General features: G+C 73.7%; 17 protein-coding genes. 7 read left to right on the top strand and 10 right to left on the bottom strand.

What is annotated here, in order from left to right:
- Positions 1-5 precede the first annotated feature (5 nt).
- From ACLQ2V_RS02610 to ACLQ2V_RS02585, 6 genes are all read right to left on the bottom strand, one after another.
- Complete coding sequence (locus tag ACLQ2V_RS02610) at positions 6-1,010, bottom strand: LacI family DNA-binding transcriptional regulator (protein ID WP_425716689.1); 1,005 nt, start codon at positions 1,008-1,010, stop codon at positions 6-8.
- Between the two features lie 23 nt (positions 1,011-1,033).
- Positions 1,034-2,413: a GH1 family beta-glucosidase gene (locus ACLQ2V_RS02605; protein ID WP_425716688.1), complete on the bottom strand. Its 1,380-nt coding sequence runs from the start codon at positions 2,411-2,413 to the stop codon at positions 1,034-1,036.
- On the bottom strand, positions 2,410-3,243 hold the full coding sequence (locus ACLQ2V_RS02600) for a carbohydrate ABC transporter permease (RefSeq protein ID WP_425716687.1): 834 nt from the start codon (positions 3,241-3,243) through the stop codon (positions 2,410-2,412). Before ACLQ2V_RS02600 ends, ACLQ2V_RS02605 begins: the two co-directional genes overlap by 4 nt.
- Positions 3,240-4,256 carry a carbohydrate ABC transporter permease gene (locus ACLQ2V_RS02595; protein WP_425716686.1) on the bottom strand — a complete coding sequence of 339 codons (1,017 nt, stop codon included), beginning with the start codon at positions 4,254-4,256 and terminating at the stop codon, positions 3,240-3,242. The genes ACLQ2V_RS02600 and ACLQ2V_RS02595 overlap by 4 nt, the downstream gene beginning before the upstream one ends.
- A gap of 75 nt (positions 4,257-4,331) precedes the next feature.
- A complete protein-coding gene (locus ACLQ2V_RS02590) occupies positions 4,332-5,636 on the bottom strand; it encodes an ABC transporter substrate-binding protein (protein ID WP_425716685.1) in 1,305 nt (434 codons plus the stop codon).
- A gap of 242 nt (positions 5,637-5,878) precedes the next feature.
- On the bottom strand, positions 5,879-6,637 hold the full coding sequence (locus ACLQ2V_RS02585) for a maleylpyruvate isomerase family mycothiol-dependent enzyme (protein WP_425716684.1): 759 nt from the start codon (positions 6,635-6,637) through the stop codon (positions 5,879-5,881).
- A 69-nt stretch (positions 6,638-6,706) separates the two neighbouring features.
- Here ACLQ2V_RS02585 and ACLQ2V_RS02580 point away from each other — a divergent pair, with 69 nt between their 5' ends.
- Positions 6,707-7,798: a UDP-N-acetylmuramate dehydrogenase gene (locus ACLQ2V_RS02580; protein ID WP_425716683.1), complete on the top strand. Its 1,092-nt coding sequence runs from the start codon at positions 6,707-6,709 to the stop codon at positions 7,796-7,798.
- Positions 7,799-7,907: 109 nt separating this feature from the next.
- Here the strand turns inward: ACLQ2V_RS02580 and ACLQ2V_RS02575 are convergent, their stop codons facing one another.
- Both ACLQ2V_RS02575 and ACLQ2V_RS02570 read right to left on the bottom strand, forming a co-directional pair.
- The gene (locus tag ACLQ2V_RS02575; RefSeq protein ID WP_425716682.1) at positions 7,908-8,687 is read right to left on the bottom strand and encodes a class I SAM-dependent methyltransferase; all 780 of its coding nucleotides are present in this window, start codon (positions 8,685-8,687) and stop codon (positions 7,908-7,910) included.
- A 51-nt stretch (positions 8,688-8,738) separates the two neighbouring features.
- Positions 8,739-9,506, bottom strand: a complete 768-nt coding sequence (locus tag ACLQ2V_RS02570; protein ID WP_425716681.1) for an SDR family NAD(P)-dependent oxidoreductase — start codon at positions 9,504-9,506, stop codon at positions 8,739-8,741.
- Between the two features lie 192 nt (positions 9,507-9,698).
- Between ACLQ2V_RS02570 and mshA the strand changes: the two genes are divergently transcribed.
- The 3 genes from mshA (at position 9,699) to ACLQ2V_RS02555 (ending at position 12,798) form a co-directional block, all read left to right on the top strand.
- Complete coding sequence (gene mshA, locus ACLQ2V_RS02565; RefSeq protein WP_425716680.1) at positions 9,699-11,063, top strand: D-inositol-3-phosphate glycosyltransferase; 1,365 nt, start codon at positions 9,699-9,701, stop codon at positions 11,061-11,063.
- A 51-nt stretch (positions 11,064-11,114) separates the two neighbouring features.
- Positions 11,115-11,636, top strand: a complete 522-nt coding sequence (locus tag ACLQ2V_RS02560; RefSeq protein WP_425716679.1) for a YbjN domain-containing protein — start codon at positions 11,115-11,117, stop codon at positions 11,634-11,636.
- A gap of 289 nt (positions 11,637-11,925) precedes the next feature.
- Positions 11,926-12,798: a hypothetical protein gene (locus tag ACLQ2V_RS02555; RefSeq protein WP_425716990.1), complete on the top strand. Its 873-nt coding sequence runs from the start codon at positions 11,926-11,928 to the stop codon at positions 12,796-12,798.
- A gap of 405 nt (positions 12,799-13,203) precedes the next feature.
- Here the strand turns inward: ACLQ2V_RS02555 and ACLQ2V_RS02550 are convergent, their stop codons facing one another.
- Positions 13,204-14,541, bottom strand: coding sequence for an MDR family MFS transporter (locus tag ACLQ2V_RS02550; RefSeq protein WP_425716989.1), 1,338 nt, complete (start codon positions 14,539-14,541; stop codon positions 13,204-13,206).
- A gap of 152 nt (positions 14,542-14,693) precedes the next feature.
- Between ACLQ2V_RS02550 and ACLQ2V_RS02545 the strand changes: the two genes are divergently transcribed.
- From ACLQ2V_RS02545 to ACLQ2V_RS02535, 3 genes are all read left to right on the top strand, one after another.
- Positions 14,694-15,461 (top strand): phosphoglyceromutase, encoded by a 768-nt coding sequence (locus ACLQ2V_RS02545; protein ID WP_425716678.1) that lies wholly within the window; start codon positions 14,694-14,696, stop codon positions 15,459-15,461.
- 101 nt (positions 15,462-15,562) lie between these two features.
- Entirely contained in the window at positions 15,563-16,864 is a 1,302-nt protein-coding gene (locus ACLQ2V_RS02540) for a sensor histidine kinase (protein ID WP_425716677.1), read from the top strand.
- Complete coding sequence (locus tag ACLQ2V_RS02535) at positions 16,861-17,544, top strand: response regulator (RefSeq protein ID WP_425716676.1); 684 nt, start codon at positions 16,861-16,863, stop codon at positions 17,542-17,544. Before ACLQ2V_RS02540 ends, ACLQ2V_RS02535 begins: the two co-directional genes overlap by 4 nt.
- On the opposite strand, the gene ACLQ2V_RS02530 is transcribed toward ACLQ2V_RS02535, so the two are convergent.
- Positions 17,526-18,353, bottom strand: coding sequence for a hypothetical protein (locus ACLQ2V_RS02530; RefSeq protein WP_425716675.1), 828 nt, complete (start codon positions 18,351-18,353; stop codon positions 17,526-17,528). The two genes, ACLQ2V_RS02535 and ACLQ2V_RS02530, sit on opposite strands and share 19 nt — an antisense overlap.
- Positions 18,354-18,419 lie beyond the last annotated feature (66 nt).

Raw genomic sequence — 18,419 nt, 5'->3', positions numbered from 1 at the left:
GGGTGTCAGGCGGAGGCGCGCAGGATCAGCTCGGTGGGCAGGACGAGGGCCGGCTCCACGTCCTCCCCGGCGGCCAGCCGGAGCAGCTGCCGGGTCATCCGCCGGCCGATCTCCACGATCGGCTGCCGGACGGTGGTCAGCGGCGGCTCGGTGTAGGCGGCGGTCTCGATGTCGTCGAAGCCGATCACCGCCACGTCGTCGGGCACCCGCCGCCCGTGCTCCCGCAGCGTCCGCATGGCGGCGTGCGCCATCAGGTCGGAGGCGGCGAAGACCGCGTCCACGTCGGGGTGGGCGTCGAGCAGCGTACGCATCGCCCCGGCGCCGGACTCCCGGGTGAAGTCGCCGAACGCCACCATTTCGGGCAGCCCCGCCTCGGCCACCGTGTCCCGGTAGCCGGCGAGCCGCTCGATCCCGGCCACCATGTCCTGCGGGCCGGCGATGGTGGCGATGCGGCGGCGACCGCCGTCGATCAGGTGCCGGACCGCCCGGACCACCCCGCCGACGTGGTCGACGTCGACGTACGGGACGGCACCGGCGAGCGGCCGGCCGCTGCACACCACCGGGATGCCCAGCCGGGCCAGCCGCCCCGGCAGCGGGTCGGCACCGTGCAGGGAGGCGAAGAGCACCCCGTCGACGTGTCGCCCGCTGGTGAACCGCTCGACCCGCTGGTGCCCGGCCGGCGAGCCGGCCAGCATCAGCACCAGTTGCTTGTCGGCGGCCTCCAGCTCCTGGCTGACCCCCCGGATGATGCCGGGGAAGACCTGGTCGTCGGAGAAGACGCGGGTGGCCGCCTCCGGCATGACCAGGGCGATGGAGTCGGTGCGCTGGGTGACCAGGCTGCGGGCGGCCAGGTTCGGCACGTACCCCAGCTCGGTGACCGCCCGGTTGACCGCCTCGCGGATGGGGCCGGCGACGGTGGTGGAGCCGTTCACGACCCGGGACACGGTGGCCCGCGACACCCCGGCCCGCGCCGCCACCGCCTCCAGCGTCGGCCGTTGCGCCGTCGTCATCGAGCCACTCTCCCCACCGCTCGTCACAGCCCGTTCCGAGAGATCACCTCCTGGTACCACCGGGCGCTGGCCTTCGGGGTGCGCCGCTGGGTCGGGTAGTCGACGTGCACGATCCCGAACCGCTTGGCGTAACCCTCGGCCCACTCGAAGTTGTCCAACAGTGACCATACGAGATAGCCGCGCAGGTTCACGCCCCGGCCGATGGCCTCGTGCACCGCCCGCAGGTGCCCGTCGAGGTAGGCGATCCGGTCGTCGTCGGCGACCCGGCCGACCTCGTTTGGCCCCGCCGCGCCGACCCGGTCGGGGAACGCCCCGCCGTTCTCGGTGATCATCAGCGGCAGCCCCGGGTAGTCGGCGGCGAGGCGTTGCAGCAGCCGGGAGAGCCCGGCCGGCTCGATCGTCCAGCCCATCTCGGTGCGCGGCTCGGCGTTCGGCAGGAACTCCACCGCGCCCTCGGTGCCCGGGTGCGCGCTGTTGCCCCCGCCGTCCGGGCGCCCCGCCACGTACGTCGGGGAGTAGTAGTTGACCCCCAGCAGGTCGATCGGGGCGGCGATCAGCTTCTCGTCGCCGTCGCGGATGAAGGTCGGCTCCACCATCCGGGAGACGTGCTCCAGCACGTCGGCCGGGTACCCGGCCCCGGTCAGCGGGTCCAGGAAGATCCGGTTCTGCAGCCCCTCGACCAGCCGGACCGCCGCCGCGTCCGCCGCGCTGTTCGGGTCGGCCGGCTGCACGTCCGCCGGGTTCAGGGTGATCCCGACGGTCTGCGCGCCGGCCGCGCGCAGCGCGCTGGCCGCCAGGCCGTGCCCGAGCAACAGATGGTGTACGGCGGTGAAGGCCGCGCCCGCGTCGCGCCGGCCGGGGGCGTGCAGCCCGTTGCCGTACCCCAGGTAGGCCGAGCACCACGGCTCGTTGAGGGTGGTCCAGGTGCGCACCCGGTCGCCGAGTCGGCCGTGCACCGCCGTGGCGTACGCGGCGAAGTGCTCGGCGGTCTCCCGGTTGGTCCAGCCGCCCCGGTCCTCCAGGGCCTGCGGCAGGTCCCAGTGGTAGAGCGTGACGATCGGGTCGATGCCCCGCTCCAGCAGCGCGTCGGTGAGCCGGTCGTAGAAGTCCAGGCCGCGCGGCTCGACCGGGCCGGTGCCGTCGGGCTGGATCCGGGGCCAGGCGATCGAGTACCGGTACGCCCGCAGCCCCAGCTCCGCCATCAGGGCGACGTCGTCGGCGTACCGGTGGTAGTGGTCGCAGGCGACGTCGCCGGTGTGGCCGGCGTGGACCTTGCCCGGCGTGCGGCTGAAGGTGTCCCAGATGGACGGGCCGCGGCCGTCGTCGCGGGCCGCGCCCTCGATCTGGTACGCCGCCGTCGCCGCACCCCAGACGAAACCGTCGGGGAATCGAAGCTCGCTCACGCTTTCACCGCGCCTTCCATGATCCCGCCGATGATCTGGCGGCCGAACAGGACGAAGACCAGCAACAGGGGCAACGTCGCAATGGCGGTGCCGGTGAAGACCTGCGACATGTCCTGGTAGTAGCCGTCCGACAACGCCCGCAGGGAGAGTTGCACGGTCGGGTTCTCCGGATCGTTGAGCACAGCGTACGGCCAGAGGAAGTCGTTCCAGGTCGTCATGAACGTCAACAGGCCGAGCACGGCGGCGGCCGGGCGCAGCGCCGGCAGGACCACGTTCCAGTAGATCCGCGCGGTGCCGCAGCCGTCCATCCGGGCCGCCTCGATCAGCTCGGTGCTGATGGCCTGGCCGGCGTACTGGCGCATCATGAACACCCCGAACCCGGTGACCAGGGCGGGGACGATCACCGCCGGCAGCCGGTCGTTCCAGTTCAGCTTCGTCATCAGCAGGTACAGCGGGATGACGCCGAGCTGGGTGGGGACCATCATGGTGGCGACGATCGCCAGCAGCAGCCCGTTGCGCCCCCGGAACCGCAGCTTGGCGAAGGCGAACCCGGCCAGGGTGGAGAAGAAGACCACCGACACGGTGACCGTGACCGCCACGATCGCGGAGTTGATCAGACCGGTGAGGAAGTACGCGTCGGTGTTGGCGAAGAGCCGGGCGATGTTCGCGCCCAGGTTCCCGCCGGGGGTCACCGGCGGCGGGATCTGGCCCATCGCGTCGCTGGAGCGGCTGGCCACCACGAACATCCAGTAGATCGGGAAGATCGACAGGAGGGCGGAGGCGGCCAGCGCGGCGTAGGTGAGCCGGCTCGCCGACCAGAGTCGGTTCATCGGGAGCGCTCCTTCCGGGGCCGTCGGGTCCTCGCCGGCCGGTCGGTGCCGCCGAGCCGGCGCAGGATCACCACGTTGATCGCCGCGACGATCGCGATCAGGGCGAAGAGCAGCCAGGCGACCGCCGAGCCGTACCCGAAGTTGTAGTGCGGCGCGAAGGCGTTCTCGAACATGTACATGGTCATGGTCTGCGACTCGCGCAGCGGCCCGCCCCGGATCGGGTTGGTCCCGGAGTGGAACATCCGGGGCTCGGTGAAGAGCTGGAGGCCGCCGATGGTCGAGATGATCACCGCGAAGATGATCGTGGGCTTGAGCAGCGGCACGGTGATGGACCAGAACTGGCGGGTGCGCCCGGCGCCGTCGATCGCCGCCTGTTCGTAGAGGTCGCGGGGGATGGCCTGCATGGCGGCCAGGAAGATCAGCGCGTTGTAGCCGGTCCACCGCCAGTCGACCATGGTCGAGATCGCCACCCAGGAGGCGACCCGGTTGGACTTCCAGTCGATCGCGTCGAGGCCCACCACGTCGAGCAGCCAGTTGATCATGCCGAACTGCCGGCCGAAGAGCACGCCGAAGACGATCGCCACGGCGGCGGTCGAGGTGACGTTCGGGACCAGCACCGCCATCCGCCAGGTCGTGCGGGCCCGCAGCTGCCGGTTGAGCAGGCTGGCCAGCCAGAGCGCGGCGAGCAGCTGCGGCACCGTGGAGATGACGAAGATGCCGAGGGTGTTGACCACCGAGTGCCAGAAGTCGGGGTCGCCCAGCAGGGCGGTGTAGTTCTCCGCCCCGACGAAGGGGTGGTCGGCGGCGAGCAGGTCCCAGTCGTGCAGCGAGACCCAGAACGTGTAGGCCAGCGGGTACGCCCCGAAGACGCCGAACAGCAGGAAGAACGGGGCGATGTAGAGGTAGGGGGAGTACTTCTCGTCGAGCCGGCTGAGCCGGAACGCCCGCGACGGTCGGGCGGTGCGCCGTGCCGCCGGCTTGGCCGGCGGCCGGGCGTCGACCTGCACGCTCATTGCCCGGTCACTCCTTTCGCGGCGCGGGCGGGGCTCCGCAGGACGCCGGAGCCCCGCCCGCACGCCGGGTTGGGCCTACTTGGCGGCGGCCTTCTTGGCGTTGTTGACCGCGTCGGTCCAGCCCTGGGCGGGGTCGCGCTGACCGAGCTCGACCGTGCGGACCGCGTTCTCGACCTCGGTGCGGACGGCCTGGTTCTTCGGGCCCATGTAGACCGGTTTGAGGCTCTTCGCGCCGGCCGCGAAGATCTTGCCGACCGGGGCGTCGGAGAAGTACGCGTTCTTCGAGTCGGCCACGGCCGGGTCGTCCAGCGCCTGCGGGCTCGACGGCAGCGGGCCCTTGGCCTTGAACGCCCCGATCTGGCCCTTGGCGCTGGTCAGGAACTTCGCCAGCTCGATCGCCTCGGCCTGGTGCTTGCTCTGCTTCGGCACGGCCAGGAAGGAGCCGCCCCAGTTGCCGCCGTTGCCGGGCACCTGGGCGATGTCCCACTTGCCCTTGGCGGCCGGGCCGGCGTGGCCCTCGATGACGCCGGTCATCCAGGCCGGGCAGGCGACGGTGGCGAACTTGGCCTGCTTGAAGGCCGAGACCCACTCCTCCGACCAGGAGCCGTACTTGCCGCTCAGGCCCGAGTCGACGATGTCCATCGTGGTGTCCCAGGCCTGCTTCACGGCCGGGTTGGTGTCGACCACCAGGTTGTTGCTGGTGTCGTAGTAGTGGTAGCCCTGCGCGTTGCCGGCGGTCTGCAGCACGATGGTGTTGAAGATGTTCGTCGCCGCGTCGAGGAAGGACGCCCCGGTGTTGGCGGCCTTGAACTTCTCGCCGGTGGCGACGTAGTCCTGCCAGGTCGGCCAGAGCTTCGACACCGCCTCCCGGTCGGTCGGCAGCCCGGCCTTGGCGAAGAGGTCGGTGCGGTAGCACATCGCCATGCCGCCGACGTCGGTGCCGAGGCCGATGAGCTGCTTGCCGTCGGCGGTCAGCCCCTGGTTCCACTTCCAGTCCAGGAAGTTGCCCTTGAGCTCGGCCGCGCCGTGGTCGAGGAGGTTGACGAAGTTCTGCGGGTTGGCCTTGTACTCGACCAGCAGGCCCTCCTCGATGGCCACCACGTCGCCCGCGCCCTTGCCGGCGGCGAGCCACTGGGTGAGCTTCGGCGAGTATTCGTCGAGGTTGCCCCCGGTGCCCCGCTCGACGATCTTCACGTCGGGGTGGGCGGCCATGTACTCCTTGTAGAGCTCGGCGTAGCCCATCTGGCCGAAGACGTCGACGGTCAGCGTGACCGGCCCGCCCTCGGCGGGCTCGTCCGAGCCGCAGCCGACGGTGGTGAGCAGCGCGGTGGCCGCGACGAGGGCCACGGCGGCGAGGCGGCGGCGCGAAAAGACACCCATTGGTTCTCGGACCCCTCTCAGGTCGTGCGGGGTGGTTGACTGCGTATGAAGCTGGATTGCCGAGGATGAGTCGTGACCAGGGACGGGACGGACTCGACAAGAGCCGAGAGAGCGCTCTCACAAGAGGGTGGTCTCTCGCTCACCGATTGTCAAGAGAGCGCTCTCAGTCGATTTCCGACACACGCCAGAGGGGTCCCCCAGTCGCGGAGGACCCCTCTGGCGTGGTGCTTACGGCGCGGGCGTCAGCCGGCGCGCAGCCCGGTGAGCAGGCCCCGGTCCCCGACCACGCCGAGGGTGTCGAAACCGATCCGGCCCATCAGGGCCAGCAGCAGGTCGCTGGCCGTCCCGCTGACCTCGGCGCGGGCGTGGTGCTGGTCGTGGTCGAGGATCGTGGCGGTGTCCAGCAGCGCCACCCCCTCGCCGCGCAGCCGCAGATACCACTCCTGGCCGGCGTCGGTCGCGGTCAGGTGCACCACCCCGTGCCACGAGCCGGTCGCCTGCCGCCGGCCGGCGGGCAGCCAGGTGTCCAGCACCTCGCTCACCCCGTCGGCCGCGAGCTTGGCCTCGATCGGCTCACCGGCGGCGATGGCGAGCTGGGCGTCCCAGCGGTGCACCGCCGTCTCGTGCGCCATCCGACGCGGCCAGAAGCCCGCCTTCTTCGGCTGCGGCGCGAAGTTCCACGCCGGCGCCTCCGGGTCCAGCCCGTCGAACGTGGTCATCAGCCGGTCGTACCCCTGCTGCCAGAACTCCAGCGGGCTCAGCCCGGCGGGCGGCTCGTAGTCTTCCAGCCCCACCGGCCGGGTGGTGCTGCCGCAGGTCGCCAGGATCTGCGCCCGGCGGTACGCCTCGCCCAGGTGCATGGTCAGGTCGTTGATGGTCCAGCCGGGGCAGGAGAGCACGGGTGTCTCCGGAGGAGCTTCCGCGACGGCGGCGGCGAACGCGGGCCCCTCCGCCCGGAGCGCGCCGATCCAGAAGTCCTTCGTGCCGTGCAGTCTGCTCATCAGGGATCCTCCCGGGCGACCGCGCCACCAGTGGGTGTCGCGGCTCCCCCTCAGCCTAGGGTGAAAGGCGTGTCAGATGTTAGTGCCCACCCGGGCACCGGAACCCGCGCCACCGACCCGACTCGGTTGGCGAGATACACCACCCTGCGGCTCGGCGGCGCGGCGAGGCGGGTGGAGACCGCGGTCAGCGCCGAGGAGATCGTACAAAAGGTGCGCCAGGCGCGGCTGCGGGACGAACCGGCGCTGCTCCTCGCCGGGGGCAGCAACGTCGTGATCGGCGACGTCGGCTTCCCCGGCACCGTCGTGCTGGTGCGCTCCCGTGGGCTGCGGGTGGTCGCCGAGGACGCCGAGACCGTGACCGTACGCGTCGAGGCCGGCGAGCCGTGGGACGACCTGGTCGCCGCGACCGTCGCCAACGGCTGGTCCGGGCTGGAGTGCCTCTCCGGCGTCCCCGGCTCGGCCGGCGCCACCCCGATCCAGAACGTCGGCGCGTACGGCCAGGAGGTCGCCGAGACGATCACCGGCGTGCAGGTGTACGACCGCGACGTCGACGACGTGCGCCGCATCGCCGCCGCCGACTGCGGCTTCGCGTACCGGTCGAGCATCTTCAAGTACAGCGAGCGCTGGGTGGTGCTCTCCGTCGACTTCCGGCTGACCCGCTCACCGCTCAGCGCCCCGGTCCGCTACGCGGAGCTGGCCCGCACCCTCGGCGTCGCCGTCGGCGACCGGGTGCCGCTGGCCGACGCGCGGGCCACCGTGCTGCGGCTGCGCGCCGGCAAGGGCATGGTCCTCGACGACGCCGACCCGGACACCTGGTCGGTGGGCTCCTTCTTCACCAACCCGGTGCTCAGCGGCGCGGCCTACGAGCTGCTCCGCGAGCGCGCCGCCGAGCTGGGCGAGCCGCCGCACTGGCCGGGGGCCGGCGACACGGTCAAGGTCAGCGCGGCCTGGCTGATCGACAAGGCCGGCTTCGCCAAGGGCCACCCCGGCCCCGAGGGGGTGGCCATCTCCGGCAAGCACACCCTGGCCCTGACCAACCGCACGGGCACCGCCAGCACCGCCGCCCTGCTCTCCCTGGCCCGGGACATCCGCGACGGCGTGCACGCCCGCTTCGGCGTCCCCCTGCACCCGGAACCCGTCCTGGTCAACTGCGCCCTCTGACCCCCGCCCGCCGGGATCGGCCGGGCGGGTTCAGTCCACTCGGTCGGGGTCGGCCGGGTGGGGTCAGCCCGCCCGGTCGGGGCCGGCGGGACCGCCGGCCCCGGCGGGTTCAGCCGGGCCGCACCGCCGGCCAGGGGATCGTCAGCTCGCCGTGACGCCAGCGGCGCGGGCCGGGCAGGACCGGCCAGCCGGCCGCGCGGACCGCCTCGACCGTGTGCAGCCAGCGCTGCCGGGGGCCGAACGGGGCGTACGCGGCGGCGGCCCGCCAGGCGTCGTCCAGGGCGCGGATCAGGTCGTGGATCCGCTCGCCCGGCACGTTGCGGTGGATCAGCGCCTTCGGCAGCCGCTCGGCCAGCTCGGCCGGGCTGCCCAGCGAGCCGAGCCGCGCGGCCAGGGTGAGGGTGCGCGGGCCGTCGGCGTCGACCAGCAGCCAGCCGCCGAGCCGCCCCAGCTCGTCGCAGGTGCCCTCGACCAGCACCCCGCCCGGGGCCAGCCGGTCGGTGACCGTCCGCCAGGCGTCGGCGACCTCGCCCTCGTCGTACTGGCGTAGGACGTTGAACGCTCGGACCAGGGCCGGCCGCAGCCCGGCCAGCTCGAAGCCGCCCCGGGCGAAGGTCAGGCCCGGCGGGTCGGCGGACGGCTGGGCGGCGGCCACCCGGACCGGGTCGATCTCCAACCCGACCACCCGGACGTCCGCGCGCACCCCGGCGGCCAGCCGGGCGCGCAGCTCCACGGCCGTGACCGGGCTGGCGCCGTAGCCCAGGTCCACCACCAGCGGGTCGGCCGCCGCCCGCAGCCGGTCGCCGCAGGTCTCGACGAGCCAGTTGTCGACCCGGCGCAGCCGGTTCGGGTTCGTGGTGCCCCGGGTGACCACGCCCTGCGGCCTCATCCGCGCCGCCCCCGGCCGGGCGCGCGGGCGGCCCGGTTCACCGCCCGCGCCTCACGAGCCGACCCGGTGCACCTTGTGCTGGGCGGCCTGGGCCAGCGGGCGGACCACCAGCCGGTCGACGTTGACGTGCGGAGGGCGGGTCGCGCACCAGGCGATGCAGTCGGCCACGTCGTCGGCGACCAGCGGCTCGGCCACCCCCGCGTAGACCGACGCCGCCCGGTCGGCGTCGCCGTCGAAGCGGACCAGCGAGAACTCGTCGGTACGCACCATCCCCGGGTCGATCTCGACCACCCGGAGGGGGCGACCGCAGAGCTCGAGGCGCAGCGTGCCGGCGACGGCGGTCTGCGCGTGCTTCGCGGCGGCGTAACCGCCGCCGCCCTCGTAGACGACGTGGCCGGCGGTGGAGGAGACGATCACGATGGTGCCGGCCCCGGAGCGCTCCAGGGCGGGCAGCAGCGCCTGGGTGACCCGCAGGGTGCCGAGCACGTTGACGTCGTACATCCACTGCCAGTCGCCCACCGAGCCGGACTCGACCGGGTCGAGCCCCCGGGCGCCACCGGCGTTGTTGACCAGCAGGGTGACCGGCCCGGGGGCCGCGGCGGCGGCCTCGGCCAGGCCGGCGACCGACTCGTCGGAGGTGACGTCGCACGGTACGGCGGTGGCCGCGCCGCCGGCCGCCTCGATGCCGGCGACCAGCTCGGCCAGCCGGTCGGCCCGCCGGGCGGCGGCGAGCACGTGGAAGCCCTCGGCGGCCAGGCGGCGGGCGGTGGCCGCGCCGATCCCGCTGGACGCCCCGGTGACGATCGCGACAGAGGTCATCGGGCCATTCTCACCCCCGCCGGACGGCCCCACGTCGGCGGGCCGGTCGGCGGCGCCGATGAGGTCCGTCACGCCTGGCGGCCGACCTGGGGCATTTCCGTTGCCCGATGGGGAAGATGGCACCCGGCGCGTGGGTTGACCGAGGAGCGCCGGTCGTGCGGGACGGCATCAACCGTGACAGAGGGAGCGGACGTGGCGGAATTGCACACCGGTGTCGGTCGTCAGCGCGGTGCCCGGCCGTGGCCCCGGCCCCGGCGCATCGCCACCCTGTCGGTGCACACCTCACCCCTGCACCAGCCCGGCACGGGCGACGCGGGCGGGATGAACGTCTACATCCTGGAGGTCGCCCGCCGGCTGGCCGAGGCCGACGTCGAGGTGGAGATCTTCACCCGGGCCACCTCCGGCGACCTGCCGCCGGTGGTCGAGATGGCCCCCGGCGTGCACGTCCGGCACGTCACCGCCGGCCCGCTCGAAGGGCTGACCAAGGAGGAGCTGCCCGGTCAGCTCTGCGCGTTCACGGCCGGGGTGCTGCGGGCCGAGGCGGCCCGTCCGCCGGGCCACTACGACCTGATCCACTCCCACTACTGGCTCTCCGGTCAGGTCGGCTGGCTGGCCAAGGAGCGCTGGGGGGTGCCCCTGGTGCACACCGCGCACACCCTGGCCAAGGTGAAGAACGCCCGACTGGCGGCCGGTGACCGCCCGGAGCCCAAGGCCCGGGTGATCGGCGAGGAACAGGTCGTCGCCGAGGCCGACCGGCTGATCGCCAACACCGAGGTCGAGGCCCGTGACCTGCTGCACCGCTACGACGCCGACCCGGCCCGGGTCGCCGTGGTCGAGCCCGGCGTCGACCTGGCCCGGTTCCGGCCCCCCACCGGGGACCGGCGGGCCGCGACGCTGGCGGCCCGCCGCCGCCTGGGGCTGCCCACCGACGGGTACGTGGTGGCCTTCGTCGGCCGGATCCAGCCGCTGAAGGCCCCCGACGTGTTGATCCGCGCCGCCGCCGCGCTGCGGGAGCGTGACCCGCTGTTGGCCGACGAGCTGACCGTGGTGATCGTCGGCGGGCCCAGCGGCAGCGGGTTGGACCGGCCGACGGCCCTGATCGAGCTGGCCGCCTCGCTCGGCGTCGCCGACCGGGTGCGCTTCCTGCCGCCGCGCACCGGCGGCGACCTGCCGGCCGTGTACCGGGCCGCCGACCTGGTCGCGGTGCCGTCGCACAACGAGTCGTTCGGGCTGGTCGCCCTGGAGGCCCAGGCCTGCGGCACCCCGGTGCTGGCCGCCGCCGTGGGCGGCCTGGTCACCGCCGTGCGGGACCAGACCAGCGGGGTGCTCGTCGACGGCCACGACCCGACCGAGTGGGCGCGGGTGCTGGCCCGCCTGCTGCCCGACCCGGCCCGCCGGGCCGCCCTCGGCCTGGGCGCCGAGCAGCACGCCCGGCAGTTCTCCTGGGACCGCACCGTGGCGCACCTGCTCACCGTCTACGGGGAGGCGATGGTCGAGCACCGGGCCCGGCTGGCCGCCCGGCTCGCCGCCGACACCGCCCTCTCCTGTTCCTGGTGACGCCGCAGCGGTGGGGATGCGGCCGGCGGGCGCGGCCGTAGAGTGGGGCGGATGAGCGCGAAGAGCGAAGTCGCCGCCCTGATCGAGTCGGTCTGCGCGGAGCGGGAGTTGGCCGTCGAGCCCACCGGCGAGGCGTCCTACGCGGTCACCCTGCCCGGCACCCACAAGCTCAAGACGATCTGCAACCTCATCGTCGGCGAGCACGCGCTGCGGGTCGAGGCGTTCGTGATGCGCCAGCCCGACGAGCGGCGCGAGGAGCTCTGGGCGTGGCTGCTGCAACGCAACGCCCGGATGTACGGCGTCTCGTTCTCCATCGACGCCGCCGGTGACGTCTACCTGACCGGCCGGGTCAACCTGCGCGGGATGGACGCCGACGAGCTGGACCGGCTGCTCGGCGCCGTCCTGACGTACGCCGACGAGTCCTTCGACACCATGTTGGAGATCGGCTTCGGCGGCGCCATCCGCCGCGAGTGGGAGTGGCGGGTCAAGCGTGGCGAGTCCACGGCCAACCTGGCCGCGTTCGCGCACCTCTTCGAGCCCTCCCCGGCGGCGGGTGGTTCGGAGCCGTCCTGACGGGTATGCCGCACCGCGCGGTGCGGCAGACGGGATCGACCGCGCGCCGAGGACGGACTGTCGAGGAGCGTGAGCGTCCATGGCTCAGCGGAACAGCTCGGGTCGCGGCGGGACCGCGACCAGGACCAAGCGGCAGGCGGGCAACCAGACGCCGAACACCCCGGAGACCTCCGAGTCGCAGCTCTCCCGGATGAAGGTCGACGACATCCGTGGCCAACTGCGCCGCCGTGGTGTCTCGGGTCTCTCCGCGCTGCGCAAGCCGGAACTGGTGAAGACCCTGGCCCGCACGCTGCGCGCCGAGGGCCGCTCCGGCGGCGCGGCGCGGGGCAGCGCGGGCCCGGCGGGCCGGGCCCGCGCCACGAAGACCACGACCACCGGCTCGCGGGCCACCGGGGGCACGCGCAAGGCGGCCCCGGCACGGGCCAAGGCCGCCCCGGCGCGGGCGAAGAAGGCGGCCCCGGCACGGGCCAAGGCGACCCCCGCGCGGGCCAAGTCCGCGCCCACTCGGGCGAAGGCGGCCCCGGCGCGGGCCAAGTCCGCGCCCACTCGGGGGAAGGCGACCCCCGCGCGGGCGAAGGCGACCCCGGCGCGGGCGAAGGCGGCTCCGGCGCGGGCGAAGGCGGCTCCGGCGCGGGCGAAGGCCGCGCCCACTCGGGCGAAGGCGGCCCCGGCTCGGGCGAGGGCGACCTCTTCGCGGGCCAAGGCCGCTCCCGCGCGGGCGAGGGCGACCTCTTCGCGGGCGAAGGCGGCTCCGGCGCGGGCGAAGGCCGCCCCGGGTCGGCAGGCGTCGGCCGTGCGGACCGGGAGATCGTCGTCCCGGTCGGTGCGCTCGTCGCAGCCGATCACCTCGCTCCAGGACCGGCCGGAGCGCCCCGGGCGCAGCCTGGTCACCACGAACCACGAGGTGATCCGGCGCTGGGCGGGCGAGCGCGACGCGCGGCCGGCCACGATCGCCGGGACCGAGCGGGACGGCCGGCCGGGGGTGTTGACGTTCAACATGCCGGGTTATCGGGAGAGCAGCCGGATCCGCGAAATCACCTGGGACGAGTGGTTTGCGACGTTCGATGCCCGCCGGCTGAATCTGATCTACCAGGAGCGGTTGCGGGACGGCCGGCCGAGCAATTTCTTCCGCACCGAGTCACCCGATCGTGAGGACGGCTGAGGTTTGCGGGAATGCCGGCGGGGTAGACCCTGTTGGCTGCAGTCGAGACCGCGCTGCGGGCCAGATCGGAGAAGCGTAGGCCCGAGTTCCGGCGACGATCTGTGACCGGCGAGACATACCGCGGATCCGGGTTGAATCAGCATTCGGGCCGAACTAGCTTTATTGCACCGCGTCGCGCTCGCAACCGTTCGGGGGAGCGGTGGATCGATCAGATCCGTGCACGGGCGAGGCGTAGGAAACGGGTGGATCACGCCGTTGGGGGACGGCGCCATCCGTGGGAACCGGCGGCGCGAGCGGGCGACGCTTACGGGGGTGAGTGTCGCCCGCCGCCGCCGGGCACGGGCGAGCGCCCACCGGGATCACAGGTCCCGGTGGGCGCTTTGCGTTGCGCCAGGTTCTCCCCGGTCACCGCGTCGGGGCGTACCCGTCGGTGGTGGGTCCGACCGGCTCGGCGGGGGCGCTCGCCGCGGCCTCGGCCGCCTGCGGCACGGCGGTGACCGGCGCGACCGGCTCGGCCGGCGGACGCAGCGCGACGGCCCGCCGCTCCCGGGCGGGGCCGGAGGCCAGGTGGGCCACGGCCACCACCGCGCCGATGCCCGCGCAGCCCAGCCAGAGCGCGCCGTTGCCGGCCTGCTGCCGGACCAGGCCGCCGAGCAGCGGGGCGGCGACCCCGGCGATCTGCCAGGAGAGCGAGAAGGCGCCCTGGTAACGGCCGCGCAGCTCGGCGGGGGAGAGCTCGGCGATCAGGGTGGAGGTGGAAGGCGACTGGAGCATCTCGCCGAGGGTCCAGATCAGCACGGTCAGGCCGTAGAGCCAGACGGTGCCGGCGAACGCGGTCAGCCCGAAGCCGACCCCCATCACCACGGCGGCCAGGGCGAGCACGTGCGAGCGGCTGCGCCCCCGGATCAGCCGGGGAACGAAGAGCTGCCCGGCCACGATGAGCACCCCGTTGAGCGCGAGCACCGACCCGTACGTGGAGGGGCCCAGCCCGTCGTCGCTCATCGCGATCGGCAGCATCGAGACGTGCTGGAGGAAGACCACCGCGCTGAGCAGGTTGAGGGCGACGAAGCCCAGGTAGATCCGGTCGGCGGCGAGGGTGCGCAGCGCGCCCCGGGGCCGGGGGGAGCCGGCGGCGACCGGGGCGGCGCGGGTCGGCACGCGGCTCTCCGACACCTTCAGGAAGATGAGCACGGCGGTGGCCAGGATGGTGGCCGCGTCGACCAGGAAGAGCAGCAGGTAGCTGACCTCGGCGGCCAAGCCGGCGAGGAGCGCCGCGCCGGCGAAGCCGAGGTTGATGGCCCAGTAGTTCAGGGAGAACGCGCGCAGCCGGTCGCGTTCCGGCACCACGTCGACCATCATGGCGCTGAACGCCGGCCGGGCCGCCTCGGCGAAGAGGCCGAGCAGCAGCGCCCCGGCGGCGATCACCCAGAACTCCCGGGCGAAGCCGAGGGCCAGCATCATGCCGGCCGCCCCGAGGTGGGCGGTGAGCAGCGTCGGCCGCCGGCCCCACCGGTCGGCCAGCGTCCCGCCCAGCGTGGTGCCGACCGCCCCGCCGGCCGCGTAGAGGCTGATCACGAGGCCGGCCGCGAACTCGTCGAAGCCCCGCTCCTGGGTGAGGTAGATGGCCAGGAAGATGAGCACGAACGCGCCGAGCCGGTTGATCAGGGTGCCCGCCCAGAGGTACCAGAAGGTGCTCGGCAGCCCGCCCGTGGTCTCCCGGAACCATCCCCGTATCGCCCGCACGCCCCGCCCCCGCCCCCCGGTAATGCTCGCCATCCGTAACGCGCCTTACAACCTAGGGGCGGCCCGGTGCGCCGGTCATCCCGAATACCCCGTGGTGGTCGTCACCCCGGGTCGCCGCGTGTCCGCCGGGGGCGTGCGGCAGGATGATCGGCATGACTGCGAGCGAAGGGCCCACCGTGGGGACGCTGGTCCTGCTGCGGCACGGCGAGAGCGACTGGAACGCGAAGAACCTCTTCACCGGCTGGGTCGACGTCGACCTGACCGCCAAGGGCGAGGGCGAGGCGCGGCGCGGCGGCGAGCTGCTGCGCGAGCACGACCTGCTGCCGGACGTGGTGCACACCAGCGTCATGCGCCGGGCGATCCGCACCGCCGAGCTGGCGCTGAACGCCGCCGACCGGCACTGGATCGCGGTGCGCCGGTCGTGGCGGCTCAACGAGCGCCACTACGGCGCGCTGCAGGGCAAGAACAAGAAGCAGACCCTGGAGGAGTACGGCGAGGAGCAGTTCATGCTCTGGCGTCGGTCGTACGACACCCCGCCGCCGCCGATCGCCGACGACGACGAGTTCTCGCAGGCCGGCGACCCGCGCTACGCGCTGCTGCCGACCGAGCTGATGCCGCGCACCGAGTGTCTCAAGGACGTCGTCGAGCGGATGCTGCCGTACTGGTACGACTCGATCGTGCCGGACGTCCTGGCCGGCCGGACGGTGCTGGTGGCGGCGCACGGCAACTCGCTGCGCGCCCTGGTCAAGCACCTCGACCAGATCAGCGACGCCGAGATCGCCAAGCTGAACATCCCCACCGGCATCCCGCTGCGCTACGACCTGGACCCGCAGCTGCGCCCGCTGACCGTCGGCGGGACGTACCTCGACCCGACCGCCGCCAAGGCCGCCGCCGCCGCGGTCGCCAACCAGGGCCGCTGACCCCACCGATCGAGGCCCCGGCACCCCCGGATGGGGCCGGGGCCTCGGCCTTCTCCCAGGTCGCGGGAACCTCCGCCGGACAACGACCCTAGGATCGCCAGGTGGAGTGGGCGGTGCCGACGGCGGTGGTCGTGGCACTGATGGCCGGGGCGGCCATCGGTGCGCTGCTGCCCCGGCTCGCCCGCCCCCGGCACCGGGGCGACGGCACTGCGGCCCCGAGCGGGGGCGGGCCGGCGGGGGCGCAGGGGAGGCCGACCGCGCTTCCCGACCTCGGCCGCCGGACCGTGGACTCGCTGCGCGCCGGCGTGGTGGTGCTCGGCCCCGACGACACACCGGTCCTGGTCAACCCCGCCGCGCGGGCGATGGGGCTGCTCCGCGCCGGGGCAACCCCCGGTGCCGTCGCGGCCCACCCCCTGATCCGTACGCTGGCCGGGCAGGTGCGGCGCACGGGCGTGCGCCGCGAGATCGAGCTCGACCTGCCGCGCAGCCGCGAGATCGTCGGTCCCGGCCCGCTCGGCGTGCACCTGCGGGCGATGGCGGTCGGCGGTGGGCACGTGGCCGTCGAGGCCGCCGACGTCACCGAGTCGCACCGGCTGGCCCGGGTCCGCCGCGACTTCGTGGCCAACGTGAGCCACGAGCTGAAGACCCCCATCGGCGCGCTGCAACTGCTCGCCGAGGCGCTGCTGGACGCCACCGCGCCGGCCGGGGCGGCGGCCCCCGACCTGCCCGAGGACCTGCTGGCCGCGCGCCGCTTCGCCGAACGCATCCAGCACGAGTCGACCCGGCTGGGCCGGCTGGTGCAGGAGCTGCTGGAGCTGACCCGGCTCCAGGGCGCGGAGCCGCAGCCCGAGCCGGCGCCGGTGGCGGTGGACTGGGTGGTCGCCGAGGTCCTCGACCGCACGCGCATCAGCGCCGCCGCCCGCCGGGTCGCGGTGACCTTCGCGGGCGAGCGCGGGCTGACCGTGCATGGCAGCGACGCCCAGATCGCCACCGCCGTGGCCAACCTCGTCGAGAACGCGATCAACTACTCGGCCGAGGAGACCACGGTGCGGCTGAGCGCCCGCGCCGAGGGCGAACACGTCGCCATCTCCGTGGCCGACCAGGGCATCGGCATCGCGCCGACCGACGTCGAGCGGATCTTCGAACGGTTCTACCGCGCCGACCAGGCCCGCTCCCGCTCCACCGGCGGCACCGGCCTCGGCCTGGCCATCGTCAAACACATCGCCAGCAACCATGGCGGCCGGGTCGAGGTGTCGAGCACCCTTGGTGGTGGGTCGACGTTCACCCTCCGGCTACCCGCCAGCCCACCGCAGGACGCCGCGGCGACACCGGCCCCGGGTGGGATCGGGGCCGGCCCCGATGCCGCTGCGGCAGGCCCCGAAGCGATGAGAGGAACCCCGTGAGCCGTGTTCTGGTGGTCGAGGACGAGGAGTCGTTCTCCGACGCCCTGTCGTACATGCTCCGCCGGGAGGGCTTCGAGGTCTCGGTCGCGGCCACCGGCCCGGCGGCCCTCACCGAGTTCGACCGGGCCGGCGCGGACATCGTGCTGCTCGACCTGATGCTGCCGGAGATGTCCGGCACCGAGGTGTGCCGGCAGCTGCGCCAACGCTCGTCCGTGCCGATCATCATGGTCACCGCCCGGGACAGCGAGATCGACAAGGTGGTCGGCCTGGAGATCGGCGCCGACGACTACGTGACCAAGCCGTACTCGCCCCGGGAACTGGTCGCCCGGATCCGGGCGGTGCTGCGCCGGCAGGTCCCGGAGGTGGCCGAGTCGGGCACGGCGACCCTGTCCGCCGGCCCGGTGCGGATGGACGTCGAGCGGCACGTCGTCACGGTCGCCGGGGCGGCCGTCCCGCTGCCGCTCAAGGAGTTCGAGCTGCTGGAGCTGCTGCTGCGCAACGCCGGCCGGGTGCTGACCCGGGGCCAGCTCATCGACCGGGTCTGGGGGGCCGACTACGTCGGCGACACCAAGACCCTGGACGTGCACGTCAAGCGGCTGCGCTCGAAGATCGAGCCGGAGCCCTCCGCGCCGCGCTTCCTCGTCACCGTCCGGGGGCTGGGCTACAAGTTCGAGCCGTGAGCCCCGGCGCTGGCCGGGTGCGGGGCCACCTGACCCTGGCGCAGCCGGGCCGCGCAGAGCTCGGCGAGCTTCGCGTACGCGGGGGCACCGATCAGCGCGGTCAGCTCCGGGCCGTACGAGAGGTACATCGGCTCGGCGCCGACGTGCGCGTCCGTCGACGAGGTGCACCACCAGTCGAGGTCGTGCCCGCCCGCGCCCCAGCCCCGCCGGTCGAACTCGGCGAGGGTGGAGATCAGCACCTTGGTGTCGTCGGGGCGCTTGTGCCACTCCTGGTCCCGGCGCACCGGCAGCTGCCAGCAGACGTCCGGCTTGTATTCCAGCGGGTGCACCCCGTCGCGCAGCGCCTGGGCGTGCAGCGCGCAGCCGCCGCCGGCCGGGAAGTCGGCGTCGTTGAGGAAGACGCACGGGGCGTCGACGTCACGGGTGGCGGTGCGCCGGGCCGGTTTCTCCCCGTCCAGGGTGTCCTCGGCGGTCCAGTTGCGAAACCCGCGCCGGAAGTGCTGCCAGGTCTGCGGGGTGAGCCGCTTCACCGCCGCGCGGACCCGCTTCTCGTCGTCGGCGTCGGTGAAGAACGCCCCGTGCGAGCAGCAGCCGTCGGCGGCCCGACCGGCGACGATGCCGTGGCAACCCCGGCCGAACACGCACGTCCAGCGGGAGAGCAACCAGGTCAGGTCGGCGCGGACCACGTGGGTGGCGTCGGCCGGGTCGACGAACTCGATCCACTCCCGGGGGAAGTCCAGCCCCACCTCGCGGCTGCGCGGGTCGTCGGGGTCGTCGACCAGGCCCTGGATCTCGATCTGGGTCGTCACCCGGACCAGCGTACGCGCGGTCGCCCCGTCCCACCGCCGAGCCGACGAACCGGTCAGGCCCTAGTG

This window comes from Micromonospora sp. DT233, from assembly GCF_049841815.1.
In the GTDB taxonomy this organism is placed as follows: Bacteria; Actinomycetota; Actinomycetes; order Mycobacteriales; family Micromonosporaceae; genus Micromonospora.
The sequence above is the reverse complement of the archived record's forward strand: the minus strand, read 5'-3'. Positions and strand labels throughout refer to the sequence as shown.